The 13,351-nt window shown below is 69.5% G+C and carries 11 protein-coding genes; 4 read left to right on the top strand and 7 right to left on the bottom strand.

The features are described from left to right. Nucleotides 1-27: 27 nt before the first annotated feature. Nucleotides 28-480: a helix-turn-helix domain-containing protein gene (locus tag ACFYO0_RS35680; protein WP_388684583.1), complete on the bottom strand. Its 453-nt coding sequence runs from the start codon at nucleotides 478-480 to the stop codon at nucleotides 28-30. Nucleotides 481-835: 355 nt separating this feature from the next. Here ACFYO0_RS35680 and ACFYO0_RS35675 point away from each other — a divergent pair, with 355 nt between their 5' ends. Beyond that, a complete protein-coding gene (locus ACFYO0_RS35675; protein WP_386342548.1) occupies nucleotides 836-1,090 on the top strand; it encodes a hypothetical protein in 255 nt (84 codons plus the stop codon). Nucleotides 1,091-1,200: 110 nt separating this feature from the next. On the opposite strand, the gene ACFYO0_RS35670 is transcribed toward ACFYO0_RS35675, so the two are convergent. The 4 genes from ACFYO0_RS35670 to dnaK all read right to left on the bottom strand — a co-directional run bounded on the left by ACFYO0_RS35670 (nucleotide 1,201) and on the right by dnaK (nucleotide 5,517). Next, nucleotides 1,201-1,650, bottom strand: a complete 450-nt coding sequence (locus tag ACFYO0_RS35670; RefSeq protein ID WP_165341470.1) for a heat shock protein transcriptional repressor HspR — start codon at nucleotides 1,648-1,650, stop codon at nucleotides 1,201-1,203. 7 nt (nucleotides 1,651-1,657) lie between these two features. Then, nucleotides 1,658-2,863, bottom strand: a complete 1,206-nt coding sequence (dnaJ, locus tag ACFYO0_RS35665; RefSeq protein ID WP_388684579.1) for a molecular chaperone DnaJ — start codon at nucleotides 2,861-2,863, stop codon at nucleotides 1,658-1,660. A gap of 84 nt (nucleotides 2,864-2,947) precedes the next feature. Beyond that, entirely contained in the window at nucleotides 2,948-3,655 is a 708-nt protein-coding gene (gene grpE / locus ACFYO0_RS35660; protein ID WP_388684577.1) for a nucleotide exchange factor GrpE, read from the bottom strand. After that, a complete protein-coding gene (dnaK, locus tag ACFYO0_RS35655) occupies nucleotides 3,652-5,517 on the bottom strand; it encodes a molecular chaperone DnaK (RefSeq protein WP_388684574.1) in 1,866 nt (621 codons plus the stop codon). The genes grpE and dnaK overlap by 4 nt, the downstream gene beginning before the upstream one ends. Nucleotides 5,518-5,949: 432 nt before the next feature. Here dnaK and ACFYO0_RS35650 point away from each other — a divergent pair, with 432 nt between their 5' ends. The 3 genes from ACFYO0_RS35650 (at nucleotide 5,950) to ACFYO0_RS35640 (ending at nucleotide 10,288) form a co-directional block, all read left to right on the top strand. Further along, nucleotides 5,950-6,228 carry a hypothetical protein gene (locus ACFYO0_RS35650; protein ID WP_388684571.1) on the top strand — a complete coding sequence of 93 codons (279 nt, stop codon included), beginning with the start codon at nucleotides 5,950-5,952 and terminating at the stop codon, nucleotides 6,226-6,228. A gap of 175 nt (nucleotides 6,229-6,403) precedes the next feature. Continuing rightward, nucleotides 6,404-8,695 carry a (Fe-S)-binding protein gene (locus ACFYO0_RS35645; RefSeq protein WP_388684568.1) on the top strand — a complete coding sequence of 764 codons (2,292 nt, stop codon included), beginning with the start codon at nucleotides 6,404-6,406 and terminating at the stop codon, nucleotides 8,693-8,695. Nucleotides 8,696-8,782: 87 nt separating this feature from the next. Next, nucleotides 8,783-10,288 carry an FG-GAP repeat domain-containing protein gene (locus tag ACFYO0_RS35640; protein WP_388684567.1) on the top strand — a complete coding sequence of 502 codons (1,506 nt, stop codon included), beginning with the start codon at nucleotides 8,783-8,785 and terminating at the stop codon, nucleotides 10,286-10,288. Between the two features lie 148 nt (nucleotides 10,289-10,436). Here the strand turns inward: ACFYO0_RS35640 and ACFYO0_RS35635 are convergent, their stop codons facing one another. Both ACFYO0_RS35635 and ACFYO0_RS35630 read right to left on the bottom strand, forming a co-directional pair. Then, entirely contained in the window at nucleotides 10,437-12,647 is a 2,211-nt protein-coding gene (locus ACFYO0_RS35635; protein ID WP_388684564.1) for a S1 family peptidase, read from the bottom strand. A 34-nt stretch (nucleotides 12,648-12,681) separates the two neighbouring features. Then, on the bottom strand, nucleotides 12,682-13,182 hold the full coding sequence (locus tag ACFYO0_RS35630) for a hypothetical protein (protein ID WP_388684562.1): 501 nt from the start codon (nucleotides 13,180-13,182) through the stop codon (nucleotides 12,682-12,684). Nucleotides 13,183-13,351: the final 169 nt, after the last annotated feature.

The raw sequence follows: 13,351 nt of genomic DNA, 5'->3' as shown, positions 1-13,351 counted from the left end.
TCGACTCCCTCGCGCTGCCCCCTCGCGTCAATCGCCCTCAGGCAGGAACTGCCTCGCCACCTTGGCGAACAGCTCCCGCAGTTCGGGCGGGACACCCATCCTGCGAGCCGCCTCCTCGGGACTCAGCGCCGTATGGCCGTCCCCGGCCGCGGGGTACCCGCCGCCCGCGATGACCGGCAGGTCGTCCTCCGTCAGCCGCCCCGACCGGATGAGCATCTCGCGCAGCGGCACGCCCAGTACGGCCGCGATACGCCGCATCGTCTCAAGGTCGGGCATGGACTGACGCTGCAACAGCCGGCTCACGGCGGCCCGATGCACTCCGGCATCGTCGGCGAGCTTCGAACGACCGCCCCCACGCGGGCTGTCGATGTCGTAGCCACGGCCGCGCAGCAGTTCCTCGATCCAGCCGGCGAACTCGTCGAGCCCCTCGGCCCGGTATCTGCGATCTGAATGGGCATCGGCCTGTGAGCTGGAACGCATATGTCCGCTCTCCCCTCGTCGCGCGGACAACGTACCGATCGCCCTCGCGCCAAGGTGTGTGCGCGCTCGCGCGTAACCGTGGAGATTCGGCAACGACCGCCAGATCAGCGGCAGTTGACGTACGGCCTGGAGCGTCACCATCGCGCCCACCTCCACGGAGGGTAGTCACTTGCGTACGCGCTCGCACCATGCAAGTCTATTCGCTCGCTCCCTGTTATCGAACACATGTTCCCACACTCGGGGCGAAGAAGAGCGGGGAAGGCCGAAGAGAGGAGCGCCACGATGACCGATGCCACGCGCAGAACGTTTCGTACGGACCGGCTGCTGCGCGAGGACGCCGGGACGGAGGCCGACCATGACGACGACTGAGGCCGACGAAGTCGCACTGGAGCTGGAACGCCTGCGCCGCTCGGTAGACGTCGGCTTCGCCACCACCCGTGGCGACCTGGCCCTCCTGCTCCAGCGCGCCGACCAGACGGACAAGACCCTCGACGAACACGAAACCCGCCTCGAGTCACTGGAACGCGCCCGATGGCCCCTGCCGTCCCTGGCGGCCCTCACGTCATGCATCGCCCTGGCAGTGACGCTTTGGCAGGCGGCGGGGCGCTGACCGCCGACGTACGCACACATCCCGATCGGCGACTTCGGTGTCGTACGACATGCAGGGGCCCGGAGGATCGACGATCAACCTCCGGGCCCCTGCACGCTGTTGCGCTGTCCCTAGTCCGACTGCTGGCGCTTCGGGCGCCACACCACCAGTGCGCTCGTCTGCTGGACGTCCTGGTACGGGACCAGGTCGCGGCGGTACGAGGCGTGCACCGCGGCCTCGCGTTGCTGCATCGCTGCGGCGGCGCCGTCCAGGGCCGCTTGCAGTTCCGCTACGCGGGACTGGAGGGCGGCGACCTGGTTCTCCAGTTCGATGATGCGTTTGATGCCGGCCAGGTTGATGCCCTCGTCCTGCGACAACTGCTGGACCGTGCGCAGCAGTTCGATGTCGCGGGCCGAGTAGCGCCGGCCCCGTCCGGCTGTGCGGTCGGGGGAGACCAGGCCGAGGCGGTCGTACTGGCGCAGGGTCTGGGGGTGCAGACCGGAGAGCTGGGCCGCCACCGAGATGACGTACACCGGAGTTTCCTCGGTCAGCTCGTACGGATTGCGTCGACGGCCATCCATGGTGTCCTCATGCTCCCTTCGCCGCCTGGAACAGCTCCGCCCGCGGGTCCTCGCCCGCGGTCGCCTCGCGGTACGCCTCGAGCGCGTCACGCGCCTTGCCCGACACATCCTTGGGAACCGCGACCTCGACGGTGACCAGCAGGTCCCCGCGGGTGCCGTCCTTGCGGACCGCGCCCTTGCCCCGGGCGCGCATCGTCCGCCCGTTGGGCGTGCCCGGCGGCAGTTTCAGGGTGACCGGCGGCCCGCCCAGAGTCGGCACCCGGACCTCCCCGCCCAGCGCCGCCTCGGCGAACGTCACCGGCACCGTCACCGTGAGATTGTCGCCCTTGCGGCCGAAGACCGGGTGGGTGCCCACATGCACGATGACGTACAAGTCGCCCGCCGGACCGCCCCGTTCACCCGGCGCGCCCTTGCCGCGCAGCCGGATCCGCTGGCCGTCGCTGACGCCCGCGGGGATCCGGACCTGCATCGTGCGCGACGACTTGGCCCGGCCGCTGCCCTTGCAGATCTCGCAGGGGGTTTCCGCCATCAGACCGCGGCCCTTGCAGTCGGGGCACGGATCGGTGAGCGAGAAACCGCCGCCCGAACCGCGCGCCACCTGCCCCGTGCCGACGCACGTCGGGCACACGCGCGGCGTGCCGTTCGCGTCGCCGGTGCCCGAACAGGCCTTGCAGGGCGACTGCGAGGACATCCGCAGCGGAACCGTCGCGCCGTCCACCGCCTCCGTGAAGCTCAGCGTGACCTCGGACTCGATGTCCTGGCCGCGCCTGGGCTGCGTACGTGTGCCGGTGCCCGCGCCGCCCCGGTTGAACAGGCCCCCGAAGACGTCACCGAGGCCGCCGCCGAATCCGCCGCCGGCACCGCCGCCGGCACCGCCCGCCCCGCCCTGGCCGGGTCCGCCTCCGAAGAGGTCGCCCAGGTCGAAGTTGAACGTGCCGCCGGCGCCCGCGCCGGGGCCCGGCCTGAAGCCGCCGTTGCCGAAGAGGGTGCGCGCCTCGTCGTACTCCTTGCGCTTCTTGGGATCGCCGAGGACGTCGTTCGCCTCGGAGATCTCCTTGAAGCGCTCCTCCGCCTTGGCGTTCCCCTTGTTGGCGTCCGGGTGGTACTCGCGGGCGAGCTTGCGGTACGCCTTCTTGATCTCGGCCTCGGTGGCGTCCTTGGGGACGCCGAGGACCTTGTAGTAGTCCTTCTCGATGAAGTCCTTCGTGCTCATCCTCGACGTCCCTCCTTCCTTCTCACGCGCCATACGGTCCGTACGTTCATTCGTACGCGCCATACGCCCCGTACGTCGCCGAAGTCAGCCCTCGTCCGGGCCACCGTTCTCCTTGTCGTCGGCCGGCGACTGCGACGAATCCGCCTCGTCGGCCTTGACGGTCTGCGCGCCCGGCTGCGGCTCGGCCACCGCCACCCGCGCGGGGCGGATGGTGCGCTCGCCGAAGCGATACCCAGGCTGCAGAATCGCCACGCACGTCGTCTCCGTGACGTCCGGCGCGTAACTGTGCATCAGGGCCTCGTGGATCGTCGGGTCGAAGGGCTCGCCCTCCTTGCCGAACTGCTGGAGGCCCAGCTTCGCCGCGACGGTCTCCAGCGACTCGGCCACCGACTTGAAGCCGCCGACCAGTTCGCCGTGATCCCGCGCGCGGCCGATGTCGTCGAGTACGGGCAGGAGCTCGGTCAGGAGGTTCGCGATGGCGATCTCCTTGACCTGGATCCGGTCCCGCTCGACCCGGCGGCGGTAGTTCTGGTACTCGGCCTGGAGCCGCTGGAGGTCCGCCGTGCGCTCACCGAGCGCCGTACGCACCTGGTCCAGCTGCGCCGTCAGGGCCGCCGTCTGCTGTGCTGCCTGCTGGGCTGCTGCCGCGTCCCCGGCCGGGGCCGCCCCCTCCTGAGGGGCGGCCTTCGGCTCCGCGTCATCAGGTGTGGCGCCGGAAGGGACGTCGGGCTGCTGCTGAGGCTGAGCCTGCTGCGGCTGCTGCTCGTCGAAGCCCGGGGTCTCCTCCGTCACGCGGCACCGTCCTTCCGGTCCTCGTCGACGATCTCGGCGTCAACGACATCGTCGTCGGCCTTGGCCTGCGCGCCGCCGTCGGCGGCACCCTCAGGACCGCCCGGGCCGTCCGCGGCCTGCGCGCCGCCCTGAGCGTCGGCGTACATCGCCTGGCCCACCTTCTGCGAGACCGCGGCGACCTTCTCGGTGGCCGTACGGATCTCGGCGGTGTCCTCGCCCTTGAGCGCGGTCTTCAGCTCCTCGACAGCGGTCTCGACCTCGGTCTTGACCTCGCCGGGGACCTTGTCCTCATTGTCCTTGAGGAACTTCTCCGTCTGGTAGACGAGCTGCTCGCCCTGGTTACGGCTCTCGGCGGCCTCACGGCGGGCGTGGTCCTCCTCCGCGTACTTCTCGGCCTCCTGGCGCATGCGGTCGACCTCGTCCTTCGGCAGCGAGGAGCCGCCGGTGACGGTCATCTTCTGCTCCTTGCCCGTGCCCAGGTCCTTCGCGGTCACGTGCATGATGCCGTTGGCGTCGATGTCGAAGGCGACCTCGATCTGCGGGACACCGCGGGGCGCCGGCGGCAGACCGGTCAGCTCGAACATCCCGAGCTTCTTGTTGTACGCCGCGATCTCGCGCTCGCCCTGGTAGACCTGGATCTGCACGGACGGCTGGTTGTCCTCGGCGGTGGTGAAGATCTCGGACCGCTTGGTCGGGATCGTCGTGTTCCGCTCGATGAGCTTCGTCATGATGCCGCCCTTGGTCTCGATACCGAGGGACAGCGGGGTCACGTCGAGGAGCAGTACGTCCTTGACCTCACCCTTGAGGACACCGGCCTGCAGCGCGGCGCCGATGGCGACGACCTCGTCCGGGTTGACGCCCTTGTTGGCGTCCTTGCCGGCGGTCAGGTCCTTGACCAGCTCGGCGACGGCGGGCATACGGGTGGAGCCACCGACGAGAACGACGTGGTCGATCTCGCTCAGCTGAATGCCGGCGTCCTTGATGACGTTGTGGAACGGCGTCTTGCAGCGCTCCAGGAGGTCGGCCGTCAGCTGCTGGAACTGGGCGCGGGTGAGCTTCTCGTCCAGGTGCAGCGGGCCTTCGGCGGACGCGGTGATGTAGGGCAGGTTGATCGAGGTCTCCGTGGAGGACGACAGCTCGATCTTGGCCTTCTCCGCGGCCTCACGCAGGCGCTGGAGGGCCATCTTGTCCTTGCCCAGGTCCACGCCGTGGCCACTGGCGAACTGCTTCACCAGGTAGTCGACGACGCGCTGGTCCCAGTCGTCACCACCGAGGTGGTTGTCACCGTTGGTGGCCTTCACCTCGACGACGCCGTCGCCGATCTCGAGCAGCGAGACGTCGAAGGTGCCGCCACCGAGGTCGAAGACGAGGATCGTCTGGTCGTCCTTGTCGAGGCCGTACGCCAGGGCGGCGGCCGTCGGCTCGTTGACGATCCGCAGGACGTTCAGGCCCGCGATCTCGCCGGCCTCCTTGGTGGCCTGGCGCTCCGAGTCGTTGAAGTACGCCGGGACGGTGATGACCGCGTCCGTGACCTTCTCACCCAGGTACGACTCCGCGTCCCGCTTCAGCTTCTGCAGGATGAAGGCGGAGATCTGCTGCGGGTTGAACGGCTTGTTGTCGAGCTCGATCTTCCAGTCCGTGCCCATGTGCCGCTTCACGGAGCGGATGGTCCGGTCTACGTTGGTGACCGCCTGGCGCTTGGCGACCTCGCCGACGAGCACCTCGCCGTTCTTGGCGAAGGCGACGACGGACGGCGTGGTCCTGGCGCCCTCGGCGTTGGTGATGACGGTGGGCTCACCGCCCTCCAGAACGCTGACGACGGAGTTAGTCGTGCCCAGGTCGATGCCGACCGCACGTGCCATTGTGATTCCTCCAGCTGACTTGAGTGGAACGGACTCAAGTGTGCACGACGCTGAGCGCTGGGTCAAAAGGCATGAGTGGGGGAGGCTCAACTTTTATATGAACCTTACGTTCAGGGGCCCGAGTGGCTCCGGGCCCGCGTCGTCGTCGCGCTCCTCCAGGGCGGCACGGCGTATCCGCCGGCCTGGGGCCGGGCCGTGCCCGAGAGCCCGGGCCACGGGGCAGCACCTACGACTTCGACCGCAGTCTGTACTACCGCTCGACCGTGCTGTTGCTCTTCGCGGTCTGTGCGCTTGCCGCCTGGCGGGCCGCGGGAGCCGCGACAGGCGCCCGCCCGTGGGGCCCGGAGTGGCAGGCCTGGGCGGCGCCGGCCGCACTGGGTGCGGGATGGCTGGTCTTCGTGACAACGCAGCGGGCTGACTAGCTCCTACGGCATGCAGGAGGCCCTCAATTCGTTGGACCATCTCCTGTCTCTCGGCGACGGCGGCATGTACAGCGTCCGCGCCGTCGGCCGGATCGGCCTGCCTCCGGCGGCCCTGTGCTACTCCTTCCTGGCGCTCACGGAGCTCTGGGGCAGCGGTGTCGCCACGCTCGTCCTGGTCGCCGTGATCGGCACCGGAACGGCCATGTGTCTGCGCGGCGCCCATCTGGAGGAACGCGACTACGACCGCTCCCACCCCGGACGCCGTCTCGTCCTGGAGCCGCTCCTCTGACAGGGCGCACGCCACTCAGGCAACCCTCAGTAGCACAGATCACCGCGCCGCTGGCTACAGTGCGGCACAGGATGCGGGTACTCTGAGAAGTACGTAAGTTACCGCTTAGTAATCTCGAGGACGACCTTCGCGGACCTCCTCGACGAATCCCCTCGCAGGCCCGAGGAGCCCCCAAATGCAACTCGCCGCGATCGTCGTGTCGCTGGTCCTGACCGTGATCGGCGTTGCTCTGCTCGCGCGTGCCGTCGGCCAGTTCGTCCGGCACTTCAAGCTCGGCCAGCCCGTTCCCGCCGGCAGTCGGACCGACAACCCCTGGGACCGCAGCGTGACGCTGGTCAAGGAGTTCCTCGGCCACACACGCATGAACCGCTGGGGCATCGTCGGCTTCGCCCACTGGTTCGTCGCGGTCGGCTTCCTGACCCTCCCGCCCACCCTCGCGCAGGCGTACGGGCAGCTCTTCGAGGCCGACTGGACCCTCCCGGTCATCGGCGGCTTCCTGCCGTTCGAGATGTACATCGAGTTCATCGGCGTGATGACCGTCATCGGCATCGCCGTACTCATCGTCATCCGGCTGCTCAGCCTGCCCTCCCGGGCCGGCCGCAAGTCCCGGTTCGCGGGCTCCAAGGCCTGGCAGGCGTACTTCGTCGAGTACGTCATCCTCACCATCGGCCTGGCGATCTACACGCTGCGTGGCCTGGAGGGCGCGATCCACCACGTGGAGCACTACGAGGCCGCGTACTTCGCCTCGTACCCGCTGGTGCTCGCCTTCGAGGGGCTGAGCGTCGGAACGCTCCAGAACCTGATCTACCTCACCGCGATGATCAAGGTCAGTGTGTCGCTGATCTGGATGATCACCGTCTCGGTGAACACCAACATGGGTGTCGCCTGGCACCGCTTCCTCGCCTTCCCCAACATCTGGTTCAAGCGCAACGCCGACGGCTCGACGGCCCTCGGCGCGCTGCAGCCGATGACCAGCGGCGGCAAGCCCATCGACTTCACCGACCCCGGCGAGGACGACGTCTTCGGTGTCAGCCAGGTCGAGCAGTTCTCCTGGAAGGGTCTGCTGGACTTCTCGACGTGTACGGAGTGCGGGCGTTGTCAGTCGCAGTGCCCGGCCTGGAACACCGGCAAGCCGCTGTCTCCGAAGCTGCTGATCATGTCGCTGCGGGACCACGCGCATGCCAAGGCCCCCTACCTGCTGGCCGGCGGCGGCAAGACCATGGAGGGCGAGGAGAAGGCGAGCGAGGAGCAGCTGAAGGACGTACCCGCCGCCGCGCTCGCCGAGGCCGAGCGGCCGCTGATCGGCACCCTTGAGGAGAACGGCGTCATCGACCCGGACGTCCTGTGGTCCTGCACCACCTGCGGCGCCTGTGTCGAGCAGTGCCCCGTCGACATCGAGCACGTCGACCACATCGTCGACATGCGCCGCTACCAGGTGATGATCGAGAGCGCGTTCCCGAGCGAGGCGGGCACGATGCTCAAGAACCTGGAGAAGAAGGGCAACCCCTGGGGCCTGGCCAAGAAGCAGCGCCTGGAGTGGCTGAAGGAAGTCGACTTCGAGGTGCCGGTCGTCGGCAAGGACATCGAGGACCTCTCCGAGGTCGAGTACCTGTACTGGGTCGGCTGCGCCGGCGCCTTGGAGGACCGGGCCAAGAAGACCACCAAGGCCTTCGCCGAGCTGCTGCACATGGCGGGCGTGAAGTTCGCGATCATGGGCGGCGACGAGAAGTGCACCGGTGACTCCGCGCGGCGTCTGGGCAACGAGCCGCTGTTCCAGGAGCTCGGCATGGAGAACGTCATGGCCCTGAACATGGCGTTCGGCGAGGAGATGGACGACGAGGGCAACGTCACGCCCGAGTCGAAGAAGCCGAAGTCGGCGAAGAAGATCGTCGCCACCTGCCCGCACTGCCTCAACACGATCGGCAACGAGTACCCGCAGATCGGCGGCGACTACGAGGTCATCCACCACACCCAGCTGCTCCAGCACCTGGTGGACGAGGGCAAGCTGGTCCCGGTCACCCCGGTCGAGGGCATCATCACCTACCACGACCCGTGCTACCTGGGCCGCCACAACAAGATCTACACGCCCCCGCGCGAGATCATCGCCAACGTCCCGGGCCTGCGGAACGAGGAGATGCACCGCCACAAGGAGCGCGGCTTCTGCTGTGGCGCCGGTGGCGCGCGGATGTGGATGGAGGAGCGGATCGGCAAGCGCATCAACGACGAGCGTGTCGATGAGGCCCTGTCGCTGAACCCCGACATCGTCTCCACGGCCTGCCCGTTCTGCCTCGTCATGCTGACCGACTCGGTCAACGGCAAGAAGAACGACGGCAAGGCGAAGGAGTCCATCCAGGTCGTGGACGTGGCCCAGCTGCTCCTCGACTCCGTCAGGACGCCGGTCGACGACGAGCCGCCGGCGGGCGGGACCGAGTCGGAGAGCGAGCCGGAGCCGCAGCCGGTCAAGTAACGGCGGCCCGACGGCAACGGGTACGGCTGGATAACGAAGCACCCCATGTCCCTGGTTCAAACCGGGGGCATGGGGTGTTGTCGTTGAATGAGAGCGACAAGGGGTGCGGCTCTGGTCACCTGCGCCGTCCTGCTGGGCGCCGTCGTCACCGGATGCGACACGGCTGGCGAGGGCTCCGGGGACGGCGGAAGCAGGGGTACGGGGCCGGGGACGCCCTCCGCCCCCACGCCCCCGAACGCCACCTCCACCGGCTTCACGCTCGGCGCCCTCGCCCAGGGTCCCGACCACCCCGCCGCCGGGCAGTCGCAGAACCGCCCCCGCGAAGGCGACCTCAACGGCGACGGATACGACGACGTGGCCCTCGCCCGCACCGGCGCCGTCTACGTCGTCTACGGCTCGGCGGACGGCCCCGACCCCCGCACCCGTACCTCCCTCGCCGTGGGCGGCGGTCACCCGGGCCGTGACGCCGACAACATGCCCCGGCTGCACCGCGCCGACCTGGACGGAGACGGGTTCACCGATCTGCTGGTCACGGTGAACGACGGCAAGCAGTACGCGCTGTGGGGCGGGGCGCGCGGAATCACCGGGATACGCCAACTCGCCATCGGCGGCGATGCGCTGCGCGAACTCGGTCCAGCGGGTGACGACTTCGGTAGTGTCGCCGACTTCGACGGGGACGGCAGCGGTGACGTCTTCCGCCTCGGCCGCCCCGACCGGTCCGCAGGGGTCGTCTTCCACGGCCCCTTCGACCGCCGTACGGGCAAACCGGCCCGCCAGGCCGAACTCACCGGCCCCGTCCCCGCCGACAGCGCGCCCTACCAGTCCACCTCCGAGGACTACGACGGCGACGGCCGCGCCGAGCTGACCGTGTGGTTCGAGTGGACGGACCCCGACAGCGAGGGCGACGGCGACCTGAGCGTCCGAGGGGTGCACCACTTCCGCGGTACGGCGCGTGGCCCCGTTCTGGCGCAGGAGTCCGAGCAGGGCGAGGAGTTCGCGGGGCATCCCGGGGATGTGGACGGGGACGGCGACGACGAGCTGTACAAGGCGAGCTTTGCCGCCCACGACCAGAAGATCACGGTCAGCGTCAACTCCACGCCGGGAAAGGCGAGTTCCGCGTCGCCGGTCACCCTGGCCGTCCTCCCCGGCCTCAACTCCGGCTGCTGCGGCGGAACCGAGGGCCGAGCGGTCGGTGACGTCACGGGCGACGGACGGCCCGACCTCGTACTGAGTGCGCCCGCGATCAACAGCGCCCACGGGCTCGTCTTCCTGATCCCGGACCTCGCCCACGTCACCCCAGCCACCGAACCCCAGGCGGTCGACCTGGAGTCCACGGGTGTGGACGGAGAGAACCGCGACCCCGGAGAGGGCGACAAGCAGTACATCCGTCACCGCCTGATCTCCAAGCCGCCCCTGCTCGACGTAAACGGCGACGGCCGCCTCGACGTGGTCGCCGCCTCCGGCAACCGACGGTCCGAGGACGGTTCCGCCACGCGCCGTACGACGGGTTTCTGGGTCTTCCCTGGCTCCCCGGACGGCCTGGACACCGAGGCCTCACAGCACGTCGCGGAGGAGGAGCTGGGCCTCGAGTGACCGAAAAGGCGCCTGACGGGAATCCTCCCGGTCAGGCGCCTTTCTCATGTACCGCTCAGGACAGGGCCCTGTTCGCGCCGTTCATGGACACCTACGGACTCCAGTCCTCCGGGGGCCGGCTCTCGCCGGCCCCCGGAGGACACGTGGGTTACCGCGCCGCGTAGCCGAAGCGGGCGCCGACCGACGGGAGGCCGCCCTGGCCGGGCCGGTAGGAGGTGACCGCGGCGACCGCGCCACCCGCGGTCACGTTGGACATCGGCAGGGCGTGAACGGCGCCGGAGCTCGGGCCGTAGGGCATGCCGACGTACAGGTGGGTTCCGGTGAAGTGGATGCTGCGCCCGAGGAACTGGTTGGCACCCGGGGTGCCGGGGATCCCGTCGCCGTCGCCCGGCTCCAGCCATCTGTCGTTGGCACCGGGCGCGCCCAGGAGCGAGAAGGTCTGGACCGCACCCGCGTTCGCCGTCGTGCCGATGGCCTCGTTCGGCACTCCGACGGCCAGCTTCATCGTCGCCGTGGTGCTCACCGCGCGCGGCGCGGTGTTCACGGCGGTCACGGTCGAGCCGAAGCGATCGCCTGCCTCGGAGGTGCCGGACACGTCGTCGGTGGCGCTGCCCGAAGAGAGTCCGTTGAGCTGGCTGTACGTGCCCGAGGCAGTGACGCGGAAGGTGAGGACGTTGCCCGTGTCGACCTTGTTGGCGCCGTCGACGGTCAAGTCCTCACCGGGCGAACCGACCGCGAGGATCGACTCGTTGGCGGTCGCCGCGCCCGACGGGCGGTACGGAGCCAGGGCCAGGGACTTCCCGAACTCGTCACCGGCCTCGGCACCGCCGGAAACCGTGTCCAGGTCCTGGTCGAGACCGAAGCGCGGGGTGGGGCGGCCCTCGGAGTTCAGCGTGTGGCTGAAGACCGCCAGGTTGCCGGCGTCCGCGTTGGCTCCGATGGCCTCACCGGGAGCGCCGACGGCGATGTGGTTGGCGTCGGCCGCGACGGTGCTGCCGAAGCCGTCGTTCGCCTCCACGGCGCCCGGCACATCCGTGGCGTCCTGGTGGGTGACGATGTTGGTGGAGCCGTACAGGTACACGGCCATGCCCGCCTTGGCGGCGCCGCTGAGGCCCTCGCCGGGCGCGCCGATCACCGCGAACGGCTCACCGGCCGCGCTGGTACCGGCGGCGACGGCGTGGCCCATGCGGTCGCCCGCCTCGGGGGACGAGACGGCCAGGGAACCGTTGCCGGCGCCCTGCTCGAAGTGGGTGGCCTTCTTCGCACCCGTGCCGAGGCCGCCCACCGCGCCGTACAGGATGTCGGCGAAACCGGCGTCCGTGACGCTGCCGACGTCCTCGGCGGGGGTGCCGACGACCAGGTCGGTGCACCCGTCCTCGTTGTAGTCGACGGTGTCGATGGCCTCACCGAACCAGTCGCTCGCCTCGGAGCCGCCCGGCACCCAGTCGAGGTCCTGGTTGATCTCGGCGGTGCCCTTGCCGCCGCCGTACACGATGCGGACCACACCCGCGTCGGCGGCAGCGCCGACGGTCGCCTTGGGGTCGGCGATGGCGATGTCCTCGACGGCGTCGCAGTTGAAGTCGGTGATGCGGTTCGCGCCGACCTTGGAGTTCACCCAGGAGGCCAGGTCGTCGACGCGGGCGGCGATGCCGCCGGTGTCGGTCACGGTCGCGTCGATCCCGAAGCAACCTCCCTGGTACGACTGGCTGTTCAGGGCGACCAGCTGGTGCGTGCCGCCCGCCACTCGGACCACAGGGCCGCCGGTGTCACCCATGCAGGCGGCCGCGCCGTCCTTGCCGGTGACCGTGGCCGTGGTGGCGGCGGAAGCGTCCACCGAGAACGCGCCGGTGTGCAGCTTGAGCGGCGCCCACTCGGTCTTGGTGCGCCCGTACCCGGCGAACCTCAGCTCCTCGCCCGCGGCGGGCGCGGTGGTGGTCAGGGCGACGGGGGCGACATTGGTGACCGGCCGGTTCAGGCGTGCCAGGACCACATCGCGGTCGTTACGCGGGACGAGCTCCACGACCTCGCGTACGGCACCGTCGGTGCCGGTCAGGTCGGAGCGGCCGATGGTCGCGGTCGTCTTCAGCGCCGGCTTGCCGGCGGGCACCGCGAGACTGGCGGCGGGGTTGTCGGCGAAACAGCTGGCGGCGGTGAGCAGCCACTCTCGGTCGACCAGGACGCCGGAGCAGCCGCGGTCGTGGCCGCCGATGATGAGCTGCGCGGTGTAGGCGTACGTGGTGTCACCGGAGGCGACCTCGGGGCCGGTCACGGCGGCGGCGGGCGTCGCGGACAGCGCGAGCGAGCCGGCCGCCAGGGCCGCGCCGAGCGCGGCGAGGCGAAGGCGTCTGGTGGAGTGCATGAAGGTCGTGTCCTCTGTTCCTGCTGTGTGACGGCTACTTGGCGGAGCGGATTTCCACGAGCATGTGCTCGCGGCCCTGTTCGTCCGCGCTCTCGCCGACGGCGGTCCAGGTGTTCTTGTCCAGGTCGAAGGACTTCTCCTCCACACCCACGGTCATGTCGACCTGGGTCGTGTAGTCGTTGCCCTTCATGGAGTAGACCGAGGGGATCTCCAGGGTCAGCCAGCCGGAGTTGCCCACGACCTTGAAGCACACCTTGCCGGAGCTCCGCCGTGCCAGGACCTCGATGAAGCCCGTGCCGCTGGCGCAGTCCACCAGCGTGATGTGCCCGTCACCGCGCTTGAGGACGATGTTCTGCTCGGCCAGGATCTTGTCCGCGTTGGGGTAGTTGAAGTCCTCGACCGCGTAGCCGGGCGCGCCGTCGGCGACCGTCGACGCGGCACGGTCCTGGGGAGAGGTGGCGGCGCCGGTGAGCGCGCCCGACAGGGCCGCCCACGCCAGGGCACCGGCCGCCGTCGCGGCGGCGAGAGTGCGCACGAGGAATCTCTTCCGCTGCTTGTTTTCCGTGAATTCCGAAGATTCGGTACGGGCCTTCATCGTGCTCCAAGAGTCGTCGGTTCCGTCCCCCGGGCGGAACAGTTCATAAAGGTGGGGACGGCGCTCCGATGGCACGTCAGGCCAGAAGAGACCCACGGCAACGAAACCG

Source organism: Streptomyces sp. NPDC006365, from assembly GCF_042870755.1.
GTDB classification, from domain to species: domain Bacteria; phylum Actinomycetota; class Actinomycetes; order Streptomycetales; family Streptomycetaceae; genus Streptomyces; species Streptomyces xiangluensis.
Note: the sequence above shows the minus strand (reverse complement) of the source record. Positions and strands in the feature narration are given on the sequence as shown.

Bases quoted from the DNA above. Each gene is read 5' to 3' on its own strand.
- ACFYO0_RS35650 (WP_388684571.1), top strand. From the start codon at position 5,950: ATGCAGGAGGCCCTCAATTCGTTGGACCATCTCCTGTCTCTCGGCGAC.
- ACFYO0_RS35635 (WP_388684564.1), bottom strand. From the start codon at position 12,647: ATGCACTCCACCAGACGCCTTCGCCTCGCCGCGCTCGGCGCGGCCCTG.
- ACFYO0_RS35680 (WP_388684583.1), bottom strand. From the start codon at position 480: ATGCGTTCCAGCTCACAGGCCGATGCCCATTCAGATCGCAGATACCGG.
- ACFYO0_RS35640 (WP_388684567.1), top strand. From the start codon at position 8,783: ATGAGAGCGACAAGGGGTGCGGCTCTGGTCACCTGCGCCGTCCTGCTG.
- ACFYO0_RS35670 (WP_165341470.1), bottom strand. From the start codon at position 1,650: ATGGATGGCCGTCGACGCAATCCGTACGAGCTGACCGAGGAAACTCCG.
- ACFYO0_RS35645 (WP_388684568.1), top strand. From the start codon at position 6,404: ATGCAACTCGCCGCGATCGTCGTGTCGCTGGTCCTGACCGTGATCGGC.
- ACFYO0_RS35675 (WP_386342548.1), top strand. From the start codon at position 836: ATGACGACGACTGAGGCCGACGAAGTCGCACTGGAGCTGGAACGCCTG.
- dnaK (WP_388684574.1), bottom strand. From the start codon at position 5,517: ATGGCACGTGCGGTCGGCATCGACCTGGGCACGACTAACTCCGTCGTC.
- dnaJ (WP_388684579.1), bottom strand. From the start codon at position 2,863: ATGAGCACGAAGGACTTCATCGAGAAGGACTACTACAAGGTCCTCGGC.